The 24,508-nt window shown below is 58.4% G+C and carries 28 protein-coding genes; 15 read left to right on the forward strand and 13 right to left on the reverse strand.

Features of this window, described 5'->3' with window-relative positions; translation table 11 throughout:
* Positions 1–13: 13 nt before the first annotated feature.
* A complete protein-coding gene (locus VO84_RS19810; protein ID WP_058189516.1) occupies positions 14–931 on the forward strand; it encodes a DUF5996 family protein in 918 nt (305 codons plus the stop codon).
* A gap of 3 nt (positions 932–934) precedes the next feature.
* Here VO84_RS19810 and VO84_RS19815 read toward each other — a convergent pair whose 3' ends face one another.
* The 7 genes from VO84_RS19815 to VO84_RS19840 all read right to left on the reverse strand — a co-directional run bounded on the left by VO84_RS19815 (position 935) and on the right by VO84_RS19840 (position 6,420).
* On the reverse strand, positions 935–2,083 hold the full coding sequence (locus VO84_RS19815) for a CPBP family intramembrane glutamic endopeptidase (protein ID WP_058189517.1): 1,149 nt from the start codon (positions 2,081–2,083) through the stop codon (positions 935–937).
* 18 nt (positions 2,084–2,101) lie between these two features.
* Positions 2,102–2,377, reverse strand: a complete 276-nt coding sequence (locus tag VO84_RS23415; protein ID WP_082662224.1) for a type II toxin-antitoxin system RelE/ParE family toxin — start codon at positions 2,375–2,377, stop codon at positions 2,102–2,104.
* Positions 2,374–2,646: a CopG family ribbon-helix-helix protein gene (locus tag VO84_RS19820; protein ID WP_058189518.1), complete on the reverse strand. Its 273-nt coding sequence runs from the start codon at positions 2,644–2,646 to the stop codon at positions 2,374–2,376. The genes VO84_RS23415 and VO84_RS19820 overlap by 4 nt, the downstream gene beginning before the upstream one ends.
* A gap of 50 nt (positions 2,647–2,696) precedes the next feature.
* Positions 2,697–3,377, reverse strand: coding sequence for a lytic transglycosylase domain-containing protein (locus tag VO84_RS19825; protein ID WP_058189519.1), 681 nt, complete (start codon positions 3,375–3,377; stop codon positions 2,697–2,699).
* Positions 3,374–4,267: an HAD-IIB family hydrolase gene (locus tag VO84_RS19830; RefSeq protein ID WP_058189520.1), complete on the reverse strand. Its 894-nt coding sequence runs from the start codon at positions 4,265–4,267 to the stop codon at positions 3,374–3,376. The genes VO84_RS19825 and VO84_RS19830 overlap by 4 nt, the downstream gene beginning before the upstream one ends.
* A 19-nt stretch (positions 4,268–4,286) precedes the next feature.
* Positions 4,287–5,576 (reverse strand): energy transducer TonB, encoded by a 1,290-nt coding sequence (locus VO84_RS19835; protein ID WP_058189521.1) that lies wholly within the window; start codon positions 5,574–5,576, stop codon positions 4,287–4,289.
* Positions 5,577–5,670: 94 nt separating this feature from the next.
* On the reverse strand, positions 5,671–6,420 hold the full coding sequence (locus VO84_RS19840) for an ROK family protein (RefSeq protein ID WP_058189522.1): 750 nt from the start codon (positions 6,418–6,420) through the stop codon (positions 5,671–5,673).
* 84 nt (positions 6,421–6,504) lie between these two features.
* On the opposite strand from VO84_RS19840, the gene priA reads away from it, so the two are divergent.
* Positions 6,505–9,024 carry a replication restart helicase PriA gene (gene priA / locus VO84_RS19845; protein ID WP_058189523.1) on the forward strand — a complete coding sequence of 840 codons (2,520 nt, stop codon included), beginning with the start codon at positions 6,505–6,507 and terminating at the stop codon, positions 9,022–9,024.
* A 105-nt stretch (positions 9,025–9,129) separates the two neighbouring features.
* On the opposite strand, the gene VO84_RS19850 is transcribed toward priA, so the two are convergent.
* The 3 genes from VO84_RS19850 to VO84_RS19860 all read right to left on the reverse strand — a co-directional run bounded on the left by VO84_RS19850 (position 9,130) and on the right by VO84_RS19860 (position 10,258).
* Positions 9,130–9,408, reverse strand: a complete 279-nt coding sequence (locus tag VO84_RS19850) for a ribbon-helix-helix domain-containing protein (RefSeq protein ID WP_058189524.1) — start codon at positions 9,406–9,408, stop codon at positions 9,130–9,132.
* Positions 9,409–9,505: 97 nt separating this feature from the next.
* Complete coding sequence (locus VO84_RS19855; RefSeq protein ID WP_058189525.1) at positions 9,506–9,799, reverse strand: HU family DNA-binding protein; 294 nt, start codon at positions 9,797–9,799, stop codon at positions 9,506–9,508.
* Between the two features lie 126 nt (positions 9,800–9,925).
* Positions 9,926–10,258 carry a DMT family protein gene (locus tag VO84_RS19860; RefSeq protein ID WP_058189526.1) on the reverse strand — a complete coding sequence of 111 codons (333 nt, stop codon included), beginning with the start codon at positions 10,256–10,258 and terminating at the stop codon, positions 9,926–9,928.
* A 316-nt stretch (positions 10,259–10,574) separates the two neighbouring features.
* On the opposite strand from VO84_RS19860, the gene dcd reads away from it, so the two are divergent.
* The 4 genes from dcd (at position 10,575) to VO84_RS19880 (ending at position 13,837) form a co-directional block, all read left to right on the forward strand.
* Positions 10,575–11,129: a dCTP deaminase gene (gene dcd / locus VO84_RS19865; RefSeq protein WP_058189527.1), complete on the forward strand. Its 555-nt coding sequence runs from the start codon at positions 10,575–10,577 to the stop codon at positions 11,127–11,129.
* A 117-nt stretch (positions 11,130–11,246) separates the two neighbouring features.
* The gene (locus VO84_RS19870) at positions 11,247–11,963 is read left to right on the forward strand and encodes a response regulator transcription factor (protein WP_058189528.1); all 717 of its coding nucleotides are present in this window, start codon (positions 11,247–11,249) and stop codon (positions 11,961–11,963) included.
* A 499-nt stretch (positions 11,964–12,462) separates the two neighbouring features.
* A complete protein-coding gene (locus VO84_RS19875) occupies positions 12,463–13,152 on the forward strand; it encodes a lipid-binding SYLF domain-containing protein (RefSeq protein ID WP_058189529.1) in 690 nt (229 codons plus the stop codon).
* Positions 13,153–13,306: 154 nt separating this feature from the next.
* Positions 13,307–13,837, forward strand: coding sequence for a DUF1003 domain-containing protein (locus tag VO84_RS19880; protein WP_058189530.1), 531 nt, complete (start codon positions 13,307–13,309; stop codon positions 13,835–13,837).
* A 29-nt stretch (positions 13,838–13,866) separates the two neighbouring features.
* On the opposite strand, the gene VO84_RS19885 is transcribed toward VO84_RS19880, so the two are convergent.
* Complete coding sequence (locus VO84_RS19885) at positions 13,867–15,234, reverse strand: DUF3863 domain-containing protein (protein WP_058189531.1); 1,368 nt, start codon at positions 15,232–15,234, stop codon at positions 13,867–13,869.
* A 94-nt stretch (positions 15,235–15,328) separates the two neighbouring features.
* Positions 15,329–16,237 (reverse strand): NADP-dependent oxidoreductase, encoded by a 909-nt coding sequence (locus VO84_RS19890; RefSeq protein WP_058189532.1) that lies wholly within the window; start codon positions 16,235–16,237, stop codon positions 15,329–15,331.
* A gap of 94 nt (positions 16,238–16,331) precedes the next feature.
* Between VO84_RS19890 and VO84_RS19895 the strand changes: the two genes are divergently transcribed.
* The 9 genes from VO84_RS19895 (at position 16,332) to VO84_RS19935 (ending at position 23,472) form a co-directional block, all read left to right on the forward strand.
* The gene (locus tag VO84_RS19895) at positions 16,332–17,231 is read left to right on the forward strand and encodes a lysophospholipid acyltransferase family protein (protein ID WP_058189533.1); all 900 of its coding nucleotides are present in this window, start codon (positions 16,332–16,334) and stop codon (positions 17,229–17,231) included.
* Between the two features lie 32 nt (positions 17,232–17,263).
* Positions 17,264–17,539 (forward strand): hypothetical protein, encoded by a 276-nt coding sequence (locus tag VO84_RS19900; protein WP_058189534.1) that lies wholly within the window; start codon positions 17,264–17,266, stop codon positions 17,537–17,539.
* Positions 17,540–17,541: 2 nt separating this feature from the next.
* Positions 17,542–17,955: a PIN domain-containing protein gene (locus tag VO84_RS19905; RefSeq protein ID WP_058189535.1), complete on the forward strand. Its 414-nt coding sequence runs from the start codon at positions 17,542–17,544 to the stop codon at positions 17,953–17,955.
* Positions 17,956–17,977: 22 nt separating this feature from the next.
* Positions 17,978–18,940: a UDP-3-O-(3-hydroxymyristoyl)glucosamine N-acyltransferase gene (lpxD, locus tag VO84_RS19910; RefSeq protein WP_058189536.1), complete on the forward strand. Its 963-nt coding sequence runs from the start codon at positions 17,978–17,980 to the stop codon at positions 18,938–18,940.
* Positions 18,941–19,079: 139 nt separating this feature from the next.
* Positions 19,080–19,367, forward strand: coding sequence for a hypothetical protein (locus tag VO84_RS19915; RefSeq protein ID WP_058189537.1), 288 nt, complete (start codon positions 19,080–19,082; stop codon positions 19,365–19,367).
* Between the two features lie 132 nt (positions 19,368–19,499).
* Complete coding sequence (locus VO84_RS19920; protein ID WP_058189538.1) at positions 19,500–20,234, forward strand: TetR/AcrR family transcriptional regulator; 735 nt, start codon at positions 19,500–19,502, stop codon at positions 20,232–20,234.
* 12 nt (positions 20,235–20,246) lie between these two features.
* Positions 20,247–21,314, forward strand: a complete 1,068-nt coding sequence (locus VO84_RS19925; protein ID WP_157440023.1) for an HlyD family secretion protein — start codon at positions 20,247–20,249, stop codon at positions 21,312–21,314.
* Positions 21,314–22,357: an ATP-binding cassette domain-containing protein gene (locus VO84_RS19930; RefSeq protein ID WP_058189540.1), complete on the forward strand. Its 1,044-nt coding sequence runs from the start codon at positions 21,314–21,316 to the stop codon at positions 22,355–22,357. The genes VO84_RS19925 and VO84_RS19930 overlap by 1 nt, the downstream gene beginning before the upstream one ends.
* Before the next feature lie 2 nt (positions 22,358–22,359).
* A complete protein-coding gene (locus VO84_RS19935; RefSeq protein ID WP_058189541.1) occupies positions 22,360–23,472 on the forward strand; it encodes an ABC transporter permease in 1,113 nt (370 codons plus the stop codon).
* A gap of 282 nt (positions 23,473–23,754) precedes the next feature.
* Here VO84_RS19935 and bshB1 read toward each other — a convergent pair whose 3' ends face one another.
* Positions 23,755–24,477 carry a bacillithiol biosynthesis deacetylase BshB1 gene (bshB1, locus tag VO84_RS19940; protein ID WP_231738106.1) on the reverse strand — a complete coding sequence of 241 codons (723 nt, stop codon included), beginning with the start codon at positions 24,475–24,477 and terminating at the stop codon, positions 23,755–23,757.
* Between the last annotated feature and the right edge of the window lie 31 nt (positions 24,478–24,508).

Raw genomic sequence — 24,508 nt, forward strand, 5'->3', positions numbered from 1 at the left:
TGGGGACACTTATATGTCAGTTCTGAGCGCCGCCTTTCTCGATCCCTGGCCAGCTTTTTCCTATCCGGATTTTGCTGCGACTCAGCAGTTGCTCCACATGGGCTTACAAGCCATCGGCAAGTTGAAGTTGCAAGAGCCGTTTCAATCTCAGTGGGCTGAGCTGCCATTGTGGCTTAATGCGCGAGGATTAACGACGGGGCCGATCTGGTATGCGGGCAATGCTTATGAGGTTAGGATGGACCTGATCTCGCACGAGGTGGCGTGCATGACCAGTTGGGGCGCCTCCGGGCAATTTAAATTAGGGCCCATGTCTGTCGCCACGCTGGTGGAGCAACTCTTTGAGCTGCTCAGTAAAGCGGACGTTAAGGTTTCCATCAACCTGAAGCCGCAGGAAGTTCCTGGTCCCATTCCGTTCGATCAGGATAAAGAGCAACGCCCGTACGAGGCTGCGCTGGTCAACGACTGGTGGCGAATCCTCTTGAGCACGCAACGCGTCATGCAGATCTTCCAGGGACGATTCAAAGGCAAGACTCAACCGATCGGCCTCATGTGGGGAACAATGGATATTCGGGATGTGCGCTACAACGGCAAGCCTGCTTCACCGGGCGCCAAGGCCGACTACATTCGACGTAACGCGATGACCGAGGAGATGGTTGAGGTGGGATGGTGGTCCGGTAGCGCCGCTTATCCCAAGCCGGCGTTTTATGCCTTCACCTATCCGCAGCCCGGGGGAATCGAAAACGCAGGCATCAGTCCATCGCGTGCACGATGGGACACTTCCATGGGCGAGTTCATTTTGGATTATGAGGACCTGCGCAAATCGAAAAACCCTGACAGCGATCTTCTGGCGTTTTTCGAGTCCGCCTACAAAGCTGGCGCAGAGCACGCAGGCTGGGAGTCCAATCTCGTTGGGACCGGCAGGCCTGAGTAACAATTATGTCGCTCTATTGACCGAGTGACGAGTGGCTCCAGGGCGCCCATACTGCACCAGCACAATCGCCAATATCAGTAAAATCGCCGGCAGCACCAGCAGGCTACCCTCCGGTCCATCCGTTCCGCCGGACCACAGCACAGGACCGGAGGGCGTGCTCGTCAGAAAGTGACCTTTGGCAACTTGGCCACTGTCAGCCGTTCCATAGAAGAAAGTCTCCGCCCAGTCCCACGCCGCATGGCACCCAATCGCCCACCACGCCGAGCCCGTCACGTATATGCTCACACAGAAGACAAAACCAATCGCAGCCGCGGCAAAGATACCGATCCAGTTCTCGCCGTTGTTGCCGGTGTGGATAAAACCAAAGAACGTGGAAGTCGCCCACGCCGCATACCAGAACGAGCCATGCTGCGCTTTCCGCAGATACAAGCCAAGACAAGGCAAAAGACCTGCCGCGGCAAAGAACCAAACTCCCCATGCGCTCTCGTTCTTGTACTGCGGCGCAAGAATGCCGCATAAAACGGCAACCACACCCAGCGCCCACCAGAAATTAATCCCGCGAGTCAGGGTGAATTGCAGATAACACCGGCAGAAGCCTTCTTCCGTGAAACCGACACAGAGAAGGCCCGCCGCCCAGAGAGCGGCATACAGAAATATCTGAGCGTCAGTCAGCGCGACTGGACCAAAGTGCAGCCATCCGCCCAGATACAGCCCGCCCGCAAGCGCTGAGAGCGCAGCAAAGCCGGCCACGAGGCCGCTGGCAAAGCGCGCAACGGACCCCGTACCCCTCAGGTTGTAGTCAAGAATGCGGCGGCGTTCCATCAGAGCAATAAGGAAGCCGGCGCAGATAAGGGCAAGCAGAAGAGAGCCTTCGCCGATGATTGTGCCAATCGGCGTCATTCCGGCGCCCGTGCTCGGTTTATGGTGCAGCAGGAAGGTGACTACCCATACGAGCCCGGCGATCACCAGCAGCGCTAGGAAGAAGAGCGCAAAGAAAATGGCCACGGACCATCCGGCGCGCAGCCCCTGTGGCCCCACAAAGATGCGGTGCAGGGTGCTCGGCGGCGCAGGCGTCAAATCCGGTCCTGGCTGCGTCAATCCCGCATCGGCAGTCACCGGCTGATTCTCAAATGGCTGAATTTCGGAATCCATGATTGCTCCCTTGTACTGTTACGACCGGTTCTGTGCGCCACGCAGAATAGTCGCGATGCAAATCGAGTCTTTGGCAATTTCGTATACGACAATATACGGTGTTCCGGGAACAACTAATTCTCGTATTCTTGGATGCCTCCCGGCTCGTGCGGAGTACGGCATTCTTGACGCGCGTTCGATCGTGACCCCGATCCGCTCCATCACTCGATGTGCCGCTTCTTCATTGTCGGAGGCAATGTATTGGAAGATATGATTCAGCTCATTTACCGCTGGAAGTGACCAACGAGTTTTCACGCTGTTTTGCGGTGCCTCTCTTCAGGATGGCGTGTTCCCCAGGACTTCGCCATCTTCATGACATCCTCGTGATCAATTAACTCGCCACGGTCGATTGCTTGCAATCCCGCTTCGATCTTTGCCACGCAATCTCTTTGATATTGGAGATAGTTGTCCACCGCCTCATTCAACACATAACTGCGGTCGCGGTCCATGGACTTCGCCAGGGCGTCGAGTTCATCCACTTTTTCTGCAGGAATGCGAAAGCTGATTGTCCGGTGGGTAGTCATAATACGAAATATTATGACGTATTATCTTGTATTACAAGTGCATAAATCCGCTATTCCGAAGCCCGCTGAGAAGAAGCCTGAGCCGCCCGCTCCCGCTCCATCACCCGCCGGTTGAACTCCCGGATCACGCGCGCCACATACGCCCGCGTCTCGTGGTACGGCGGAATGCCGTGATAGCGATCCACCGCCGCTGGGCCTGCGTTGTAAGCAGCCAGCGCCAGCGCCAGGTCTTCGTGATAGCGCGTCAGCAGCTCGTCTAGATACGCCGCCCCGCCCCGCACATTCTGTTGCGGCTCAAAGCTGCTGGTCACGCCATGGTCGGCTGCAGTCTTCGGCATGAGCTGCATCAGCCCCTGCGCACCGGCATGGCTTTTGGCGAGTGGGTTACCGCCGCTCTCGGCCCTCACCACACTGGCCAAAAGCTCCACATCCAGGTTGTGCGCATGGCCCGCTGAAGAGAGCAGTGGAAGAAGCCCCGACGGCTTGGTTTCAGATGCCGCAGGCTGCGGCACAGCCACCGGGTCGGGAACCGCCTCGAACGCCGCAACCTCCGCCGGAGCAAACTCGATGTAGTTGCTCTCATCCGCAGTCGTGTAGAGTCTCATGCGCCCATCCACTACCGCATGATGGTGGCAATCGAGCGCAAATCCATTGGCCAGCGTGGCACGTTCCGCGGCATGCGCTCCGGCAGCCAGCCCCGCAAGCACAATCGCCAGCATCCGCGCTTTCATCGAGCCTCCTGCATCTGCTGCGCTGCCTGCCGTTCCAGCTCGCGCTCCAGAATCACCGCCACGCCGTCCTCATCATTTGGGGGAGCCTGCTTCCATCCGCGCAACTTGGCCATGGTGCGCAGCTCGGCAGAGGCATTTCCCATTACCACGCTCTGTCCGGCCCACTCCAGCATCTCCACATCGTTCCAGTTGTCGCCAATGGCCATCGTTTCCAGACGCCCCACGCCCAGCCGCGTCGCAAGCTGCTCCAGCGCCCAGCCCTTCGAGACTCCCAGCGGCAAAAGGTCCAGAATCGACAGATTCCGCGCCGGGTACTCTGTCCTTGCACATTCGCAGCTTGCAAACAGTGGGCTCTGCCGCAACGCGATTTCTGCCCGCTTCATCTCATCCACCGTGCCGCATACCATTCCCTGGATCGGATCATCGCCATCGCCAAACGCATCTTCAAGCGGTCGCACCTCGCGTATCGATGCGCGGTTCGCATCCACCCACAGTGCAATGCGGTCATGTGCCTGCTGAATATTCTCGAGCACCAGCTCTCCCGGTCCATTCTGATCGAAGGTAAACACCACTGCGCCAAAGGGCCGCAGCAACCCGCACAGCTCACGCGCCACAGCAGCATCCAGATGGCAGCGGTCCATCGGCTCGCCCGCAAGCGTACGGGTAACTGCACCATTGGACGTAATCAGCGGCATATCCGCTCGCAGATCGAGGTTGCCCAGCAGCGGCGCGACATACGCCTGTCGCCTGCCTGTCGCAATCGCCACGGTAATTCCGGCCTTCTGCGCGGCTCGAAGCGCCCGCGCCGTCCGCCCGCTCAATTGTTGGGCAGAAGTCGGCAGGAGTGTGCCGTCCACATCGATGGCCACCAGGCGCACAGGAGGATGCATACCTCCAGTTAAACATGCCTTACGGTGTATAGGTTCCCTGCATATGGCCCGGCCGTTGGTAGGAAGGTACAAACGGCTTGCCGTCAACCAGATAGGAAATATTCACCCGTACTTCTACCGGCTGCCCGTCAATGAGATACGGCTTGTATTTCCACTTGCTCACGGCAATGCAGACAGCATCCTGCACCGGCTGTAACGGTCCGGCAGCCGGTGTTAACGTCTTCACGCTGCCGTCCTTGCGAACAATTGCAGCCACAGTAACAGTGCCGCGAAACGGTGTTCCATCTCCCAGCAATGGAATCGTTGTGCCCTGCTCGTAGACACTCATCAGTGGCGGATCGCCGTCTTCAAGCGTGTACGGCTGTAGAACGGCCTTCGCCGGAGGTTTCAGGAAGGCGCCATTGGTTGCGGGGTCAAAATCCTCCAACAGCGTCACCTTCATTTCGGAGTTGAACTGCCCATTCACCAGCACTCGCACCGTACGCGCTACAGACCTGTCCTGAAAGGGCTGAAAATCCATAAACTGGATAGCCGTATCGCTGGATGAAATAAGCCGCAGCCGCAGGTCGGTATCAAAGCACATTGTGGGCATACTCCACGCTGCTACCCCGTTCGACCCGAGCGCGTTGGGATTGGTGACCGATATGCAATTGAAATTCTGTCCGTCTCCTGGCGAAATGCGGCTTATCGCAAGCATGGCCTCGGGCGGAGCTAGGGAAGCCAGATACATCGGATCGATAGCGGGCCGCGCGACACGCAGATTCAGCAGATCGGCGGCAAAGTCCATGTTCTTCGGTTTGAGCTCATAATGCTCAATGTGTGAGACGCGCCACAGCGTTCCGTTCCATGTTTCTGTCTGGCTGGAGTAAATCCGGCTCCACTGATAGCGTCCCGCATGCCACTCCTCCACCGTTCCGTTCAGCATATCGGCTGATCCGCCGCCCGACGCGGTTAAGGTTCCGTCCCCCCTCGCCATGCGACCTCCACCTGCCGAAAGGCGCCTGTCCCATTGTTTGTAAGAGGAGACCAATGAGTATCCAATCTTCATATGCCACGGCTTCACTCCGTCGCCATCGAGCGCATTTTTTTTGAGCGCCGCAGTTAGCAGCTTGTGCGCCAGCGCATTCAGCCGGTCGCGGTCCGCTGGCGCCTTAAGTCCGGGCGCGGGCTGCGATGGCTTCTGGTCAGACGTAGTTTGGGATGCCGGCTGCGGCTCATTCTGTGCCGAGGCAGAAGGCAACAGCGCGGCAGTGAGCAGAAGAAGCAGAGCAGCTTGCGAAAGGCGTGCAGGGCGAATCAGGAATCGCATCGTAATTTGCGCCGGGGCTTTGGCGAGGCCATCTTACACGAACGCAATACGCGCGAACAGCCTATTTTGTGCGGCTGCTCCCCGTGTTTCATTCCTACAGCACTTCATCCTTCCAAAGCGCCACGCCGCCCAGCAGGCCGGCTTCGTTGGAAACAATCGTCGAGTTCTTCGGCAGGTCGAAGTCAATCTTCTTGGTGTTCCCGCCGCCAACGTAGAGATGGTCCCAGTTGAAGGTCTTCGCCGTCTGCTCAATGGCTTCCTGCAGATACTTGTTCCACTTCTTCTTGCCGTCTTTGTCCAGTCCCCGGCGTCCCAGGTAATCCTCGTAAGTGGCCTTTTTCCACGGATGATGGCCAAGCTCCAGGCCCGGACAGAGCCGTCCGTTGGTAAACAGCGCCGATCCCATCCCCGTCCCCAATGTCAGCACCAGCTCCACACCCAGGCCGCGGATAGCGCCATATCCCTGCACCGCCGCATCATTAGCCACGCGCACAGGCTTCTTCCAGCGTTTTTCCAGCACAGCCTGCAGCGGATACTCCGCCCATTCCGGATCCAGGTTAGCGGCGGTATACGTCACGCCGCGCTTGATCACTCCCGGAAAGCCAACCGACACGCGGTCAAAATCCGGCAACGCAGCCGCCAGCTTGTCCAGTTCGTCCAGAACCAGCGTGGGCTTGGGAGACTCCGGCGTCGGAACGCGCTCCCGATCGCTCACAGGCTTGCCTTCAAAATCAACCAGCATGGCCTTCAGGCCAGATCCGCCGATATCAAGCGCAAGAGTGACAGCGTTGTCAGTAGCCTTGGCCGACTTTTTCGTTGTTGCAGTGGAAGTTGCATTCGTCATCGGGAGAATTGTAAAGGCGCGGGGTAGGGATTAGGGAGCATGAAATTCAAGCCAGCCCATCGCCTACACTGATTCTTTACCTCCATGTCCGAATTCTGCGAAGTCGCGCTGCCCGTTCCGCTGGACCGCACCTTTACCTATGCCGTGCGCCCCGATGCCAGTCCGGCTCAGCATCCCGTCCGTGGTTCCCGCGTCATCGCGCCCTTTCGCAATGAGAAACTCATCGGCATTGTGCTGAGCGTCGGCGCAAAGCCCGCCGATGCCGACTACGAAATCCGCCCGCTTGAAGCCGTTCTCGATCAAGACGACGGCCCGCTCCTGAGCGAAGACCTCCTCGTTCTCGCCGAATGGATCGCAAGCTACTATCTCGCTCCAATAGGAGAGGTGCTCCGTGGAATGCTCCCTCTCGTCGCCGAGGTTCGCCGCACCGTCTACTACCGGATTACGGACCTTGGCCGCGATATTCTCGCCAAACTTTCCGATGGCGATCCCGCATTCGAGCGCTCCGCACAGAAAAAACTGCCCAGGCCGCGCATCGGTACCAAGGAGACAGACTCCGCCGAACTCCAGCGTCGCGTACTCGACAAGTTATCCTCCGGCGAGCCGGTCAAGGTCTCCACTCTGCGCACCGCTACAGCCGCCTCGCAATCCGTTCTCGCCGCCATGCTGCGCAAAAAGTGGATAGCCCGCGAAACCAGCGCCGTCGAGCGCGACGCCCGTCGCATGGAGCGAGTCGCAGTTCTCATTCCCGAGACCCGCCTGCCCTCACTCACGCAGAAACAGCAGGCAATTCTGGCAGAGCTCGCAGCCTGCGGCGGAGAAATACACCTGGCCGCCCTGCGCGCCAAAGGACTGCCCCCCTCCACGCTGCAAACGCTGGTCCGCCGCGGCCTCGTGAAAATCGAAGAGCGCCCCAGGGCCTTTCGCCTCGGCGGAATCGAAAGCTCCGGCGGACCGATCCGGCTAAACGAGCCGCAAACGGAAGCGCTCGCCGCCATCGCCTCCTCACTCGGGGCATTTCACGCTTTTTTGCTTTTTGGAGTGACTGGTTCGGGTAAGACAGCCGTTTATCTCGCTGCCATGCAGCGCGCGCTTGATCGCGGCCAGTCCGCAATCCTGCTCGTTCCCGAGATCGGTCTCACGCCGCAAATGGCCGGCCTGATGGACGCAGCCTTCGGAGAAAAAGTCGCACTGTTGCATTCCGCGCTAACGCCGGAGGAGCGCAGCGAGCAGTGGCGCCGCATCCGCTCGGGCGACGCGCCCATCATCGTCGGCACCCGTTCCGCCATCTTCGCACCCGCTCCAAATCTCGGCCTTATTCTCGTCGACGAGGAACACGACCAGAGCTATAAGCAGGAAGAAACACCGCGCTACAACGCCCGCGATGTGGCCGTGGTCCGCGCGCGCAACGCCGGAGCCGTCGTCGTGCTCGGCTCCGCCACTCCCTCGCTTGAAACCTGGCAAAACTCCGCCGCCGGCAAGTACACGCGCATCGAGATGAAGGAGCGCGTGAACCACCGCCCATTGCCGCAGGTTGAGCTCATCGACATGCGCAACGAATTCAAGGAGACCGGTGCCGAGCAGTTGTTCTCCCGCGCTCTCATTGAGCAGACGCAGGCTGCTATCGATCGCGGCGAGCAGGCAATCATCCTTCTCAACCGCCGCGGCTATTCCTTCGCCGCGCTCTGCCGCGCCTGCGGAACCAAGCTCGAATGCCAGAACTGCGCCATCGCGCTCACGCATCACAAGCCGCCCTCGGAAGACGGTCTCGCCCGCGAAGGTCAGCGTCTCGAATGCCACTACTGCGGTTATCGCCGTACCGTTCCGCCGCGCTGCCCGAAGTGTGATTCAGAACACCTCTACTATCTCGGCGCAGGTTCGCAGCAGGGAGAAGAGCGTTTATCCGAGATCTTCCCCAGCGCGCGCATCGGCCGCATGGACCGTGACACCGTTCGCGGTCGCCACGATCTCGAGCGGCTCCTGGCTCGCCTTCACTCCGGCGAAATCAACCTGCTCGTCGGCACGCAGATGATCGCCAAAGGGCATGACATTCATGGCGTCACGCTTGTCGGCGTCGTCGGCTGCGATCACTCGCTCTCTATGCCGGATTTCCGTGCCGCCGAGCGCGTCTTTCAGCTCATGACGCAGGTCTCAGGCCGCGCTGGCCGCGGCGAGCTTCCCGGCCGCGTCGTCGTCCAGACCTACTACCCCGATCACTACGCCATCGTCGCCGCGTCCACCCACGACTACTACGCCTTCGTCCAAAAAGAAGAGAAGTACCGCCGCTGGATGCACTATCCACCCTTCGGCGTGTTAGCCAATGTGTTGGTGCAATCAGAAAAGCTCGAAGAAGCCGCAGGCTGGTCCTCTATCCTCGGCAAGTATTTCGTCCAAAACCAAAGCAACGGAGCTGTGCGCATGCTCGGTCCCTGCACCGCGCCCGTAGCGCGCATTAAGGGCGTCTATCGCTTTCATCTGATTCTCAAGGCAGCGTCACGCAAAGCGCTTAACGCTGCTCTGCGCGGTATGCTCGCCAATGCCGACACGGCAGGCGTTCCCCGCCGCGGCGTGACCGTGGACGTCGACGCCCAGCGCCTGATGTAGGCCAGGAAGTTACAGCGTAAATCCGCCGTCTTCGGCAATAGCCGTCAAGCCCGCACCGGTATCAGATGAAATTTTCTACAGATCAGCGGGATTTATCGAGAATGCCTACATGGGATCTGCACGCAGCTTCTTTGCGAGTGAAGCAATCTCATTGAGATTAAATTTGGAAACCTTGCCCGCCTTGACATCCGCCATGCCGTTCTCGGTCTCAGCCTTCAGCGCAGCCAACTTATTTAGGCGCAACTCGCGTTTCAGCTTCCAGTCGAGCAGCGCCTCTCGGATCACTTCACTGGTGGAGGAATAATCTCCTTCATCCACCGCGTCCTTCACCAGCCCGGCCATATCGGCGGGCAGCGTTACAGTCAGGCGTTCGATCGCGCCCATGCCAGTCTCCTGAGCTATCTCGGGATGAAATTTGCAGCAGACACAACGTACCGTGCCTGCAGACTGGTAGATGCGAGCGCCATCCGGGAAGGATGTTTTACGATTCTTTCTTCGCGCCTTCGGTCTTCAGCTCGTGCAGATCCTTGCCGGGCTTGAAGCGAACAGCCTTGCCCGGAGCAATCGTCACCTCGGTGCCCGTGCGCGGGTTGCGGCCAATGCCGGTTTTGCGCGCGCGCACGCTGAAGACCCCAAAGCCACGCAGCTCAATCCGATCGCCGGCAGCCAGAGCCTCTTTCAGGCCCTCAAAGACCGTATCCACAGCCGCCTCCGCCTTGGTCCGCGGCAGGCCCGTGCGCTCAATTACGTAATGTACGATGTCCTGCTTGATCAAAGGAGAACCCTCTCTCTGTGTGTTTGATCACCACTACCTGAGTGATGCTACAGGTTTTGCGCCATTTGTGGAATGGGGCATTTTCATCCGCGCGGTACAAATTTTTCCAGCCGTCGCAACCGGCCTCTACAGCTTGCCCCAGAACGCGAACACCACGGCTCCCATAATAAACAGGAAAGAGACCGCATAATTCCACTTCATCTGCTCGCCAAGATACAGCCACGCAAACACCACAAACACCGTCAGAGTGATTACTTCCTGGATGATCTTCAGCTGAAACGCCGTGAACTGCCCATATCCAAACCGGTTCGCCGGAACCTGAAAGCAGTACTCCAGCAGCGCAATCCCCCAGCTCGCCAGAATTGCCAGAATCAGCGGCGTGTTCCGGTACTTCAGATGCCCGTACCATGCCATCGTCATAAAAATGTTCGAGCAGAACAGCAGCAAAATCGTCTTCATAATCTACACAGATGCTCCTGTAGCGCCCACAGTTTTCGCAAGTCGTGAAGGATCAGCCCATCAGAGCCAGAACGGCAAGCAGTTTCGCCACGTATTGGGAGTGGGTCAATTTGAATTTGTTTTGTGTCAGGGCACGGCTTTAGCCGGGCCGGATCGACGTCGAAAACGAATTAGGGCTTTAGCCCCCGCTCAAACTGACCCTCTCCCCACTCATTTGCACAATTGTCACACCCCCGCCCACTCCCGTAAGATGAGCCTTTCAGGCACTCATCACGCGGAGCATACTCACCGCGGCTGCAATCGCAATAGGAGACGCATGTCCATCAAGAGCGACCGTTGGATTCGGGAACAGGCACTCAACCACCAGATGATCGAGCCCTTCAGCGAAAAGCAGGTCCGCGAAGGCGTCATCTCCTACGGCCTTTCCTCCTACGGCTATGATCTCCGTGTCTCGGACGAGTTCAAGATCTTCACCAACGTCAACTCCGCCATCATCGATCCCAAAGCCTTCGACGAGCGCTCCTTCGTCTCCGTCCAGGCCGATTCCGTCATCGTTCCGCCCAACTCCTTCGCCCTCGCCCGTTCCATCGAATACTTCCGCATCCCGCGCGACGTGCTCACCATCTGCGTCGGCAAATCCACCTACGCCCGCTGCGGCATCATCGTCAACGTCACGCCCTTTGAGCCCGAGTGGGAAGGCTTCGTCACCCTCGAAATCTCCAACACCACGCCGCTCCCGGCCAGGATCTATGCCAACGAGGGTCTCTGCCAGATTCTCTTCTTCCAATCTGATGAGACCTGCGAAGTCAGCTACGCCGATCGCAAAGGCAAGTATCAAAAGCAGCAGGGAATCGTCCTGCCCAAGCTCTGAAGTTTCAGAAAAAAGACCGCCCATCAGGCGGCATGCATTTTCTATTCTTCCCTGGTCGTAGCGTCTGTCTTCCCGCTTTTACTTAACCGCAGCATAGAATTTCCGGGAGATTGACAAATGCCCAAGTCCGGCAAAACGCCCGGCAAACAGGACTCTTCGCATGAGGCCGCGCCTCCAGTGCGCATCGGCCTTCTCACCGGAGAACCCATCCGCGTCGAAGGTCTCAGAAGCATCTTCGACCAGCCAGCCACAGCAGGCCAGCCGCCGCTCACTCCCATCACTGGCACACTCACAGAACTGCTGTCCAACCCATCCATCGAATTTCTCGTCGTCGATATGAATGGCGCGGCAGGGGGCGTAGAGACCCTGCAGTACGTCCGGCGCGAGCGCCCCGATATACGCCAGATCGTCATCGGCCCGGAAAATGATGAAGAGCTGGTCTTGGACTGCATTATCGCCGGCGCACGTGCCTATCTTGATTCCTCTGTCGTTCCGGGAACCGTCCGTTATGCCATAGAGGTCGTGGTTAGCGGTTCCATCTGGGCGCCGCGCCGCCTTCTTTCGCGGCTCATTGACCGCCTCATCGGCATCCCTCGCGCCATGGTGCAGTCCTCATCTCTGCACCTCTCCGCCCGGGAGCTGCAGGTGCTCGAGCTCATTCTTCTCGCCCGCACGAATCGCGAAATCGCCGCCCAGCTTGGCGTTGAGGAGCGCACCATAAAGGCTCACGTAGGCAAACTGTTGAAGAAAACCGGCGCGGAAAACCGCATCGATCTCTCCGTGCGCGCCATCAACCGTTCGCTTGTTCCCACCTCACGCCTTGATCCGCGATAGCCTGCGCATCCCCTATATCATCTCCAGCCCGGAGTAATAGGTTACTAAAATCCATTGGACTTCCGTAACCTTGTTACTTTTTATGTATGGCTGCACAATGGTTTCAGAAACAACGCAGATCTGGGGAAAGGCGTTCCCAGACACCATGTTCGCATGATGATTGGGAACGCCTCTTTTTCACCTCATACGCTTCGTTGTGGCCCTCCCCCACCTCTTTCGGGATGCTTCAGCACCTGAAATATCCTGTTAAATCAATGCTTTTCTCTCATCTACGGCGTCCGGGATGCGATACATTCGTCCCCGGGCGCCGCAGTCTTCTTGCCGCCCCTTTGTTGCAATCCGTTGCATTTCAGTTTCCTCAGCCCTCCTATTGCTCCCGTATCGCGTCTTAGTAAGGTAAGACTGTCCGCAGTGAATGGCAGAAATTGCAACTGTTCGTAGTGAACGCACTGTGCGCGCTGCGGACCATAGATAAGAAAAAAGGAAGGTAATTTTTCTCATGCTGAAAAAACTGATGATTCTTGCTGCCTCTATTTGTATGGCAAGCCAGGTGAATGCTGCCTCATCCCGCCAGGATCTCCAGGACCGCGTCGACGCCGCCAAGGCCGTCCTCGACCAGATCATGACCGCCGGTGATAAAGGCATTCCGTTGGGAATTCTGCAGCAGGCCACATGCGTCGCTGTTGTGCCCGGCATGATTAAGGGTGCATTCGTCTTCGGCGCGCAATACGGCCAGGGCGTCGTTACCTGCCGCACCGGCCACGGCTGGAGCGCTCCGGTCTTCATCCGCCTCGCTGGCGGCTCATGGGGCCTTCAGATCGGCGGTCAGTCCACGGACCTCGTCCTTGTGGCCGTAAACGAAAAAGGTTTTCAGGATCTTCTGAAGAATAAGTTCAAGATTGGCGCAAATGCCTCCGCCGCCGCCGGCCCCGTGGGCCGCAACGGCGAAGCCTCCACCGACTGGAAGATGTCCGCCGAGCTGCTGACCTACTCGCGCACCAAGGGCCTCTTCGCCGGCATCGATCTTGATGGCACCTCCATAAGCCAGAACAACACCGACACCGACACGTACTACGGTCAGGAGTATCCCTTCCAGACCGTCCTCAAGGGCAACGTCGCCGTGCCGCAGGACTCAGTAGCCTTCGTACAGACCGTTGCGCATTACTTCATCGAAGCCAAAAACCAGTAAGCACTAAGCCCTGAAGGCACACAACTCAGAACGCAGAACGAAAGGACCAGAGGAATGCTCGAGGATGAGCGTGCCTCTGGTCCTTCATTTTTTAATCTCGCAAACGGCTTCCCTGCAAAACGCCATCCCTGCAAACCGATCCTGGAGCTGACTCATGGAAAATCCATCGCCGCGCCTCGCTACCGCGAATCCCACGGGATACAACATTGACGCAATCGCCAAGCTGGAGCATGACGCACTTGGCCGCCGTACTCTCACGGAGCGAGCTAGCGACATAATTACGAAAGCTGTAGGGAATATCTGGTTCCTGCTGGCTCAGTTGATCCTGATCTGCGGCTGGGGCCTGGTAAATCTCCACCTGATCCCCGGAGTCAAAGCATTTGATCCATTCCCCTTCGGCATTCTGGCGCTCGTCATCTCTTTGGAAGGTGTGTTCCTGACCATCTTCGTCCTCATCAGCCAAAGCCGAATGGCCCGCCAATCCGAACGCCGCTCGCATCTCGATCTTCAGGTCGGCATGCTTTCCGAGCAGGAGCTCACCACCATCCTTCAGATGTTGCAGAAACTCTGCCAGCACCTGGGCATGAACGTGGACTCCTCTAAACAGGAGATTCAGTCATTCAGCAAAACGACAGACGTACACAAGCTGGCCAGCGAGCTGGAAGAAAAACTCCCGGAAAAATAACCTGTCCGCCATCGCCGCCGATTTTCATACTATTCAATTTTCAAGTGAGGATAACGCATGTAAACCAGCTGCTGAACATCGGCATTGAGCTGTTGCAGCGGAGTCGGCTTATCCTGTGACCGTGTGCCCTTCTGATTCAGCACATTCATCAGGCTCCACTCCCGTTGCAAATCGTGAGGTTCTTCAGCCTTCAGGTCATATCGTGTGAAGTCAATGGCCACCGGCGGGCTGTTCTTCGTCCAGTCGCGCAACAGCGCCAGGCGGAACTCGCGGTTCATGTACCACTCAATTTCCAGGTTCGCTTCAGAGCCGGGCGCTCCCGTCCCCTTGGCGTCAAACCGGTAGTTGAGCGATGCATTACTGGGCGTATGCTTGCGCCACTCCATACCAAACGCGCCTTCGGTCATCACTCGTGTATCCGGCCATCTGTCGCGCACTGCCTGTAACCAATAGGTCAGGTCCTCGTCATGGCCAATCGATACTTCCCATATCGCCGTTACCCAGCCAAAGTTGTTAAGAGCAACGCCGCGATCGAAGTGCACCGCCGTGGTGTCCATCATCTCTTTGCGGCCAACAACCTTGCCCAGATTGCCCACGGATTCAATCGGTCCAACTCCCAGCCGGCTGTTAAACCCTCCCTGAAATCCCTCCCGCCTTGCGGAGAGAAAGTCGCAGGTCCAGCCATCCAGGCACACGCAGTCGATAAAATCCGCCGGGCCTTGCGCGGGCTTCAGGTAGTGCTCGCGGCTTGGGTAGTACGGATAGCAGATGCCTCCATCCCCATCGCCGTTATCGATCCCGTGCTGGCTCCAGATCTGGCCTTGGCAGACATGAATGCCTTCCTCTGTGGCAAGGAAGCGCTGGTTCTCCGCATCCATGAAACCGGCGACAAGACATTGCGGACGGTACCCGCCGCCAACCGTGTTTGAAACCATCCCCAGCGCATCGTGAATCGTCTGCCGGATACGCTCGCGCGTGTCATACATCGGCGCAAAGTAGCCACCGGGAATAAAGGTGATCTCGTCGCCATAGCGATCGTGATACGAAGCCAGCAAACGGCGCGCGTCCTGGTACTCCTTGCGGCTATCTTTCAGAGCCAGCCAGCTGATCGCCCACGTCATCTTGCCGTCCGGGCAGCCCCTTGCAAACGCTTCGCGTCGAGAGCGAATGTGGTCTGTGCTATTGTCCCCGGACTCATCCTCACCAATCGAACGAGTAGGAGTTACCTCGATCTGATTCACACGTACAACGGAGACATGCGTCAGAAACCTCCCGCGCAAGGGAGAAGAATTTTCAGCGAAGGCTGCGAGGCCGAGTTCCGGTCTGGCCAATGCCAAAGTTGCCGATACACCCGCAGCCCCGCCAAGAAAGCGCCGTCTGTTCCAGTCTCTACTCATATACCTGCGATTCTCTTCTCGGCAGGTGGATGTTCGCAAGGATCCTGGGGCGATCCTTGCGTCCAGACACAGCCCTTGAGCTTCTCCGCAGTGGTCACGCTAACAGAACAACTTTGCCCACGCCGCTCTTCTCTGCTTCAGCATGTGCTTTCGCCGCATCCGCAAGCGAAAATGTGCGATCGACCGAGATCTTGAATTTGCCGTTTACCAGGTCTTCGGCCAGCGCACGCATGCTCGCCGCGTCAGGATGAGAGCCAAAAGCCTCCACCTTTACAGCAGGGTGAAGTTTGGCATTCTGCGGAGGCCCTACGACCGAGGCATAGGTTCCGCCCGACTTCACTTTACCCAGAAGCGCGTCGCTGACGCTGCCGCCAATCGTATCCGCGACGACATCCACCAGACCCAGTGAGGCTATCTCTTCGCGGCTATCAAGCGCGAGAAGCGCATCTGCTCCAAGCTCCTCTGCCGCCTTCTTCTGTGAGCCGCGCACACCGGCGATCACATACGCGCCAAGCTTCTTCGCCACCCAGATGGCCGTGCGGCCCACGCTGCCCAGTGCGCCGGTAATGATCACAGTCTGGCCAGCCTGAACCTTACCCGCCTGAACGATGAGTTGCTCACCCGTGTTGAGCACCACCGGGAGCGCTGCGGCTGTGACGGGGTCAAGGCCTTCCGGAAGCTTCGACAAGCCTGCCAGATCAGCCAGCAGGAACTCAGCGTACGCCTGCCCAGCGCGGCCAAAGACCTTGTCGCCCTTCGCATAACCCTCAACGCCCTTGCCCACCGAGCGAACCACGCCGGAGTAGTCGTAACCGAGGATTGCGGGTGGTTTCAGCGGCATGAAATCCTTCATCGCTCCGCTGCGAATCTTCCAATCGATGGGATTGATTCCCGCTGCAGTGACTTGGATAAGAATCTGCCCATCAACCGCCTGGGGATCGTCCCAATCCTCATACTTCAACTGATCGGGCCCACCGTACTCATGCAGCACAACTGCTTTCATAACCACACCTCGCAACTTTCGCTCTCAAATCTCGCTGGTTAGATGCATTCGATAGTGGCGTGGCTGCGAACCTTTACACTGATTCTTTGCCCGCATGAAGCAAAGATTTCAGTATTGGCTGGTCGTCGCGCTCGCTGAATTCCTCGGCTGGCTGCCCCGTCCTCTGGCCCGCCGGTTCGTAGGTCTCCACACCGCCGCCGCGTATCATCTGCTCGGCCGCCTGCGCCGCGTCGGCGAGCGAAATCTGCAGCTCGCACTTCCTGAGCTTTCCCCTGCTGAAAAAGAAACAATTCTGAAAAATCTCTTCCGCTACCTCGGCTGGCAGATGGTGGAGTTCTGCCGGATGAGCCGCTACACACCCCGGAACACTCGCAACTGGCTCCGCACCGATGGCCTCGAGCATTACGAGGCAGCCATGAAGCGCGGCAAAGGCGTGCTGATCCTCACCGGCCATCTCGGCGCATGGGAGCTCTCCAGCTTCTACCACTCGCTCATGGGCCACCCCATGGGCATGGTCATCCGCCGCCTCGACAACACATACCTCGACCAGTACGTGAACCATATCCGCTGCCTTCACGGCAACCGCGTCCTCCACAAGGACGACTTCGCCCGCGGCCTGCTCAAAGCCATGCATCAAGGCGACTCAGTCGGCATCCTCATGGACACCAACATGACCCCGCCACAGGGCGTCTTCGCGCCCTTCTTCAGCCTCGCAGCCTGCACCGGCTCCGGCCTCGCCCGCGTCGCACTCAAAACCGGCGCAGCCGTTCTGCCCGGCTTCTGCCTCTGGGAGCCCGCAGAGCAAAAGTACGTCCTCCACTTCGGACCCGAACTCGAATTCACGCAAACAGACGACCCCGAAGCAGATATCCTTGCCGCAACGGCGCAATGCAACACCGTCCTCGAAAGCTGGATCCGCCGTTATCCCGATCAGTGGCTCTGGATTCACCGCCGCTGGAAGACCCGCCCCGCAGGCGAGCCTGCTATTTACTGAGACCTGACCGAAACCGCGGTATCATCAAACAAATGGCAACGATACACATTTCGGATGTCGACGCAGCGCGCGATTTCGCGGCCGTGCTGGCGCATGTCCGTTCCGGTGCTGAGGTCATCATCGAATCCGGTTCCGCTCCAATTGCCGTCCTCCATGCCCCTGCATCTCCGCGGCGCACCGTAGAGGAGTGTCTTGCCCTGCTTCCCAAGGACTCACCGGCAACAATTGACGAGGACTTTGCCGCCGATGTTGAAGCTGCAATTGCCGCACATCGCGAGCCTCTCAACCCTCCGGCATGGGTTGAATAACAGTGGGGCTCGTCCTCGACTCCAGCATTCTTATCCCTGCAGAACGAAAGGGCATGAATGCGTATCAAGCTCTTGCGGAACTGGCGCGGCTCGCGGCAGGGGAACAGCTTGCAATTTCCGTGATCACCATCGCAGAACTGGCTCACGGGATTGCCCGCTCCAACTCGCCCGAAAGAGCAACTATTAGGCGCCAGTTTCTAAATGAGTTGAGCTTGGCTTTGCCCGTACAGCCGGTCGCGGCAGAGATCGCCTTGCGTGCCGGCCTGATGGATGGAGATCGCACCGCAAGAGGCATTCGTATCCCATTTTCAGATTTGCTGATTGGTGTCACAGCGCTTGAGCTCGGATATAAAGTTGCCACCGAGAATATGCGCCATTTTCAGCTGATTCCGGACCTTTCGATAGTGTCCTTCTGAAAGCAATATAGACTGAAGCGCAATGACACTCGGCCAACTAATCGAAGAACTCGGCGGCTCGCTCACACAGGGCAATGCGGACGCGCACATCGAAGGCGTCAACTCCGCGCCACAGGCCGGTCCCACCGATCTTGTCTTCGCCGAGGACGCAGACAGCGCAGCAGAAGCCCTCACCGGCAACGCTGCCGCAGTCGTCCTCCGCCCCAACACACCAATCTCCAATCCCTTCGAGAAGGGAATCATCGAATCCCCAAATCCCCGCCTGTGGTTCGCCCGCGCCGCAAAGCTGCTCAAGCCCGCTCCAGCCCCAACCAGCATCCATCCATCCGCAGTCGTCGATCCCTCCGCGCAACTCGGACGCAACGTCCTCATTGAAGCCGGAGCCGTAATCGGCGCAGACGTCCACATCGGCGATGCCTGCCACATTTACCCGCGCGTAGTTCTTTATCCCGGCACAACACTCGGCAACCGCGTCGTCATCCACGCCGGCGCAGTCCTCGGCGCAGACGGCTTCGGCTACGTCCGCGACTCCGCAACCGGCTCCTACACGCAATTCCCGCAGCAGGGCACGCTCGTCCTCGAAGACGACGTCGAGATCGGCGCAAACACCACCATCGACCGCGGCGCACTTGCCGAAACCCGCATCCGCCGCGGCACAAAGATCGACAACCTCGTCCACATCGGCCACAACTGCGACATCGGCGAAGACGTCGTCATCGCCGCGCTCACCGGCATCTCCGGTTCCAGCTCCGTCGGCAAAGGCGCAATCATCGCCGGCCAGGTCGGCATCGGCGATCACGCCCACGTCGGCCCCGGCGTCATTATTGGAGGCCAGGCCGGTGTCCTCAGCGGCAAAACCGTCACGAATGACGGCCTAAAGCCCGGCACAGTCCTCTGGGGAACCCCGGCCCGCCCGCTCAAGCAGGTCCTCCGCGAGCTGGCCATTCTCGCACGGCAGGCCAAGTCTCGCACCCGCCCGGAATAGATATTTCTCCCCACTTTTCCACTTCTGGCAGCTATGCATGTCGCAAAACACATCAAAATTGCAGAAAAAGGATTAAAGCCCCCTCCGCTGATGTCGATATTTGAAGCAGTGCGATATTTGAACCAGTAAAGGAGGAGCCATGGAAATTGCTCCCATCCCGAACCTGATCCCGATCCGCGTATCCGCGCCATCTGCCGCACCGCCCGACGTTCCCACCACCCGGGCCATCGACTTCCGCCGCCAGCAAAATCAAGACCACCCCGAGCAGGATGACGCCACTTACACCCCCGGCGGCAGCGAAGACGAAAATGACCAGCCGAACCAGCAGTATCACCCCGTCTTGGAAGCCCTCCAGGCAGCCCCATCTGTTCGCACGGACGATCCGGAAGAACCCGGAGAACAGCATACGATCAGCGTTTTCGCCTGATTAACTCTCGTAACCAATTCCTTATCAATAAGATAAAAATTCCACAGAAAATTCCAAAAACTCACTTGCGCTCGATTCCGTTCTGGGTTAACTTACTAACCAGTTAGTAAAACTAACCGGTTAGTTAAAAAAATGACACCTGAACCCAATAACGCGCCCTCTGACCGCTCCGCTGAAACGCGAACCCGTATTCTCGACGCCGCAGTCCGCGAATTTGCCGCACACGGTCTTGCCGGCGCGCGCACGGAGCGAATCGCAGAAGCCGCCGGTGTAAACAAAGCATTGCTTTACTACTATTTCGCCGGCAAAGACCAGATGTATCTCGCGGCAGTGGAAGCCATCGCAGCCCGCATGCGCGACACCACGCTAGCCGTATTCACCCGCCAGGCCACCCCCGGCGAGCGCATGTTGCGCATGGCGCTGAATCACTTTGACCGCATCTGGTCGCAGCCCGAGTTTCAGAGCCTCATGCAGCAGGAGATGATGCGCATCCGCAAAGGCGATCAGGGCATACTGCCGATCATCGCGAAGAAAGCCTTCGAGCCCATGCTCATCATGTATGAGTCCATGGCGCGTGAAGGCATTCAAGGCGGCGAACTGATCGAAGCCGACTGGATGCAGATTCTCTTCGCCGGCCTTGGAGCCAATGTCTTCTACTTTCTCAGCGCGCCCATGTGGAAGCTCGTCGGGGGCAAAGACATGCTGACGCGCGATGCGCTGGCCGAGCGGCGAAAGTCTCTGCTCGATTTTCTGGGACAGGCAATTTTTCGGGACCGGCAGAAGGGCGCCGAGGCAGCTGCGCGAGTCTTTGCGGACACACCCATGCCCGATGCCGAGCCGTTTGATCCATGGATGGAAAGAGATTAGGGGAGGGAAAGAGTGAGTGCACGTAATCGAGTTTTTATGATTCTAGGTCTGCTGCTGGTGGGGTCGCTCATCTGGTATCTGGTCACCGCGCGCAGCTCCGGCGATCTGCACCTGATCGGCACGGTAGACGCCAATGAAGTTCTGGTCAGCGCAAAGATTCCGGGGCGCATCCAGACCCTTACCGTGCAGGAAGGTGAGAGTGTGCAGGCCGGGCAGTTGATCGCCGTCATCGAGAGCGATGATCTGGCCGCAGCGCGCAGTGCCGCCGCCGCAACCGTCACCAGCCAGCAGCAAAAGCTGAATGAAACCGTCGATACCCAGCGCCAGACCCTCGGCGAAGTCACCAGCGCCACCAGCACCTCGGCAGCGCAGGTGCTCTCCGCGCAGGCCGCGCTCGATCAGGCGCAGGCAAACCTGCTTCGGCAGCAAGCCGATACGCCGCGCACCGTTGAGCTGGCCAAACAGGGAATCATGAGCAAACAGGCCAGCGACGAAGCTGTCGCTGCCTTGCAGGCGGATCAGGCAGCGGTGGATGCCGCGAAACACAATCTGGTCGCGGCACAGGCTGCGCTGCGCCAGGCTCGTGCGCATGAGATATCAGCCTCTGCCGCGCAAAAGACCGTTGCCTCCACCCGCGCGCAGGTAGCAAATGCCGAAGCCCTGGCCAAACAGGCCGATGTAGAACTGGGTTACGCCAAGGTCTTCGCGCCCGTCACAGGCAAGGTGAATGCATGGGCCGCGCGGCAGGGTGAAGTTGTCGCAGCCGGTACGCCCATCGTCACCGTCATGGATCTCTCGCAGACCTGGGTATACGCTCCTCTGCCGGAGACGCAGGCCGACGCCGTGCAACTCGGCGACATGCTCAAGGTAGTCTTGCCCAGCGGCGCGGAAGTGCAGGGCAAAGTCATCGTGAAATCCGCCGAAGCGGACTTCGCCACGCAGCGCGACATCAACGGCGGCCGCAAGCGCGATATTCACACCGTGAAGCTGAAGCTTCTCATCCCCAATGACGGCGAGAAGTTCGTGCCCGGCATGCAGGCGGAAGTCTACATCCCGAAAGCGAAGCTGGTGAAACACTGATGGACACCGCACAGAATCAGTCCAAAACACCAAGAGCCGCAACCCCGGCCATCAAGACCGCCGCCATCAAAGTCGAGAAGATCGTCAAGCGCTACGGCGACTTCGAAGCCGTCAAAGGCGTCGACTTTGAGGTAGCCGACGGCGAGATCTTCGGCCTTCTCGGACCCAACGGCGCAGGCAAGAGCACGCTCATCCGCATGATGACTACGCTCATTCCCATTACGGCGGGCCGTGCCCTCATTGGCGGGCGCGACGTATCGAAAGAACCCAACGCGGTGCGCAATCTGATCGGTGTCATTCCTCAGGCACTCACCAGTGACATCGATCTCACAGTGGAAGAGAACCTGAGCATCTACGCCAAGCTCTACTCGGTGCCCAGGGCCATTCGCGAGAAGAATATCGCTGAGGTCCTTGAAGCAGTGGACCTCACCAAATGGCGCGGCGCACAGACCAAGACGCTCTCGGGAGGCATGCGCCGTCGCCTTGAAATTGCTCGCGGTCTCGTCCACAATCCGCAAATCTTCTTTCTCGATGAACCCACAACGGGCCTCGATCCGGTAAGCCGCATAGCCGTGTGGGAGATGCTGAATAATCTCAAGAAAACACGCAACCTGACAATGCTGCTGACCACGCACTACATGGAAGAAGCTGACCGTCTCTGTGACCGTATCGCCATCGTCGACCACGGTACTCTCGTAGCTCTGGATACGCCTGTTGGGCTCAAGCAAAGCGTCCCTGGCTCAGATGTTGTCGAAGTTCGATTCAACCGCGAAGACGATCAATGGATGGAACGGCTGCGCGCGCTGGCCAGCGTGACCGACGTGCAATCACAATCCGCAGGTGTCTATCGCGTGCTCACCAGCAACGGATCGCAGACCACAACGCAGCTCGTAGAGATGGCCAGCAGGCTGGGCGAGCAACTCACCAGTCTCAGCGTGCAGAACACTTCGCTCGATGACGTCTTTGTTCACTACACAGGCCGCCAACTCCGCGACGAGCAGGTTAAACATGTCTTCAGCATGCCAAGGAAAGGAGAGATGTAGCCATGAATCGTTTCCTTGCCATCGTCGAACGCGAAATGCGCAAGTTCTTCCGCTCGCCCATGCTCATGATCATGTCTATGATGCTGCCTCTCGTGCAGCTCTTAGTCCTGGGCCACGCCTACGGCGGACACATCCAGGGCGCAAAGATCGCAGTAGTGGACCAGGATCGCGGCCCGCAGGCAGTCAAGGTGCATGAGGCCTTCGATTCGGTAGCAGTCAACATCGCCACCTTCACCACCATTCCATACACCGACGAATACACAGCCCGCGAAGACGTGCGCACCGGCAAAGTCGACGCAGCGGTCATCATTCCACCGCAATACTCCCGCCGCGTCTACGCAAATGATGCACCGCGCATCGCGCTAGTCGTCGATAACTCAGACCAGGTCATGAGCGGCGCCCTGGAGGGCGAGATGCAGTCGCTGGTCGATGCGCTGAATCAGCCCGTGATTCCAGACCGAGTGGTCAAGCAGGTTGCGCTCCAAATCGTAGAGCTCTATCCCTACGTCGAGTACATGAAGTACCTGCTAGCCGGCTCCATCACGCTGGCCATGTACATCTCCGTCATGATCGGCGGCGGCATGTTGTACATCGATGACAAGGCCCGCGGCGTACACGAAGGCTACCTCGTAACCCCCATCAGCAAGCTAGAACTCGTCATGGGCCTCAACTTCGCCGGAGCCATCAAGGCAGTCCTGGCCGGCATTTGTCTGACGGCCATCGGCTCGCTGATGGCGGGACTCGGCATCATCTTCAACCCGCTTGCGGACCTCTACCTGCTTCTTCTCATCCTCGGAACATCCATCGCCTTCAACGGAATGATGTTCCTGATGATGGTGCGCGTCGATGACCCGCTGGTTCCACGCGCCATGTTCGGCGTGCTCAACACGCTGCTCTTCTTCCCCTCAGGCGCAATCTCACCAGTCTCTGCATTTCCCAAGTGGCTGCAGTGCATCGCAGTCGTCGATCCATTCACCTATGCAGTGCACGGATTGAAATCAATCCTGCTCAAGGATGGCGGATTCGTTTCCATCCAGTGGGATCTTCTCTATCTCTTTGTCTTTGGCTTCGGCACACTGCTCATCGCAACACCGTTGTTCAAGCGTACGCTATAGAGTTTTCCGGGCGATGGTAAGCCTCCGGAAAGCAAACGAGGCGGTCGGTTCCTTGTGGGAGGATCGACCGCCTCGCTGCGTTTACCACTCTATTCAATATATGGCAATCATCTACAACCCGGCACTTCCCGCCAACTTGCTAACTCGCTAACGCGAGAAGCGCGGCGAACCCGCTAAAAACAAAACCGGATGCTCAGGACATCTCACGAAAGACGGTTTTTGCACCAGGGTGGGATACCTCAGCAAGCTAGCCACCAACCACTAAAAACTAAACACTGCTTTTTAGATAGACTGCACCGGCAATATCGTAAGATCATCCACCAGTCCCACTTCCTTCTGCACAAACGGCTCGCCGTACTTCACCCCGGCCAGCAGCCCGTAATGCCGAGCCTCAGCAAAAGTCCGCTCGCGAATTTCCTCTTCCGGCACAAACAGCGCATTGCCAGCAGACTGATTCGCATACTGCGACCGATAGGCCATCAGAGCCGCATGTCGCTGCTCAATAAATGGCGTAATGTCCACGATGAAGCTAGGCCGCACATCCGCATAAAGACTCGCATAAACAATCTTGAATGGCCGATGCGGCGCAGTCCCCGTATCGATCTTCGCAAGCCCCGAAAGAAAACAAGCTTCGTATCCAAGCGAAGCCACAATAGCATGATCCGGATGCCGCGCCTGCCAGTAGGGAAGTATTACTACGCGCGGCCGAACCTCGCGCAACACCCGCACAATCTTCAACCGGTTTTCGAGCGTATTCGCAATCGCACCATCCCGCAGATCCAGCGCCTCGCGCCATCTCACCCCAAGAATCTTCGCCGCATCGCCGGCTTCCTTCGCGCGATCCTCGGCGGTGCCGCGTGTTCCAGCCTCACCCTGCGTCAGGTCCAGAATCGCCGTTCGCAACCCGCGAGAGCCGGCCCGCAACAGCGTTCCGCCGCAAGTCTGCTCCACATCATCGCGGTGCGCAGCAATCGCAAGAATGTCAGCGATGGAATCCCCACTCATAACAGCAACCATGCTCCACAAAAAGAAAAAC

Source organism: Occallatibacter gabretensis, from assembly GCF_001449115.1.
Classification (GTDB): domain Bacteria; phylum Acidobacteriota; class Terriglobia; order Terriglobales; family Acidobacteriaceae; genus Telmatobacter; species Telmatobacter gabretensis.

Bases quoted from the DNA above. Each gene is read 5' to 3' on its own strand.
- VO84_RS19875 (WP_058189529.1), top strand. From the start codon at position 12,463: ATGCTGAAAAAACTGATGATTCTTGCTGCCTCTATTTGTATGGCAAGC.
- bshB1 (WP_231738106.1), bottom strand. From the start codon at position 24,477: ATGAGTGGGGATTCCATCGCTGACATTCTTGCGATTGCTGCGCACCGC.
- VO84_RS19830 (WP_058189520.1), bottom strand. From the start codon at position 4,267: ATGCATCCTCCTGTGCGCCTGGTGGCCATCGATGTGGACGGCACACTC.
- VO84_RS19860 (WP_058189526.1), bottom strand. From the start codon at position 10,258: ATGAAGACGATTTTGCTGCTGTTCTGCTCGAACATTTTTATGACGATG.
- VO84_RS19870 (WP_058189528.1), top strand. From the start codon at position 11,247: ATGCCCAAGTCCGGCAAAACGCCCGGCAAACAGGACTCTTCGCATGAG.
- lpxD (WP_058189536.1), top strand. From the start codon at position 17,978: ATGACACTCGGCCAACTAATCGAAGAACTCGGCGGCTCGCTCACACAG.
- VO84_RS19935 (WP_058189541.1), top strand. From the start codon at position 22,360: ATGAATCGTTTCCTTGCCATCGTCGAACGCGAAATGCGCAAGTTCTTC.
- VO84_RS19835 (WP_058189521.1), bottom strand. From the start codon at position 5,576: ATGCGATTCCTGATTCGCCCTGCACGCCTTTCGCAAGCTGCTCTGCTT.
- dcd (WP_058189527.1), top strand. From the start codon at position 10,575: ATGTCCATCAAGAGCGACCGTTGGATTCGGGAACAGGCACTCAACCAC.
- VO84_RS19880 (WP_058189530.1), top strand. From the start codon at position 13,307: ATGGAAAATCCATCGCCGCGCCTCGCTACCGCGAATCCCACGGGATAC.
- VO84_RS19825 (WP_058189519.1), bottom strand. From the start codon at position 3,377: ATGAAAGCGCGGATGCTGGCGATTGTGCTTGCGGGGCTGGCTGCCGGA.
- VO84_RS19810 (WP_058189516.1), top strand. From the start codon at position 14: ATGTCAGTTCTGAGCGCCGCCTTTCTCGATCCCTGGCCAGCTTTTTCC.
- VO84_RS19900 (WP_058189534.1), top strand. From the start codon at position 17,264: ATGGCAACGATACACATTTCGGATGTCGACGCAGCGCGCGATTTCGCG.
- priA (WP_058189523.1), top strand. From the start codon at position 6,505: ATGTCCGAATTCTGCGAAGTCGCGCTGCCCGTTCCGCTGGACCGCACC.
- VO84_RS19815 (WP_058189517.1), bottom strand. From the start codon at position 2,083: ATGGATTCCGAAATTCAGCCATTTGAGAATCAGCCGGTGACTGCCGAT.
- VO84_RS19840 (WP_058189522.1), bottom strand. From the start codon at position 6,420: ATGACGAATGCAACTTCCACTGCAACAACGAAAAAGTCGGCCAAGGCT.
- VO84_RS19915 (WP_058189537.1), top strand. From the start codon at position 19,080: ATGGAAATTGCTCCCATCCCGAACCTGATCCCGATCCGCGTATCCGCG.
- VO84_RS19930 (WP_058189540.1), top strand. From the start codon at position 21,314: ATGGACACCGCACAGAATCAGTCCAAAACACCAAGAGCCGCAACCCCG.
- VO84_RS19885 (WP_058189531.1), bottom strand. From the start codon at position 15,234: ATGAGTAGAGACTGGAACAGACGGCGCTTTCTTGGCGGGGCTGCGGGT.
- VO84_RS19890 (WP_058189532.1), bottom strand. From the start codon at position 16,237: ATGAAAGCAGTTGTGCTGCATGAGTACGGTGGGCCCGATCAGTTGAAG.
- VO84_RS19850 (WP_058189524.1), bottom strand. From the start codon at position 9,408: ATGGGCGCGATCGAACGCCTGACTGTAACGCTGCCCGCCGATATGGCC.
- VO84_RS19920 (WP_058189538.1), top strand. From the start codon at position 19,500: ATGACACCTGAACCCAATAACGCGCCCTCTGACCGCTCCGCTGAAACG.
- VO84_RS19895 (WP_058189533.1), top strand. From the start codon at position 16,332: ATGAAGCAAAGATTTCAGTATTGGCTGGTCGTCGCGCTCGCTGAATTC.
- VO84_RS19820 (WP_058189518.1), bottom strand. From the start codon at position 2,646: ATGACTACCCACCGGACAATCAGCTTTCGCATTCCTGCAGAAAAAGTG.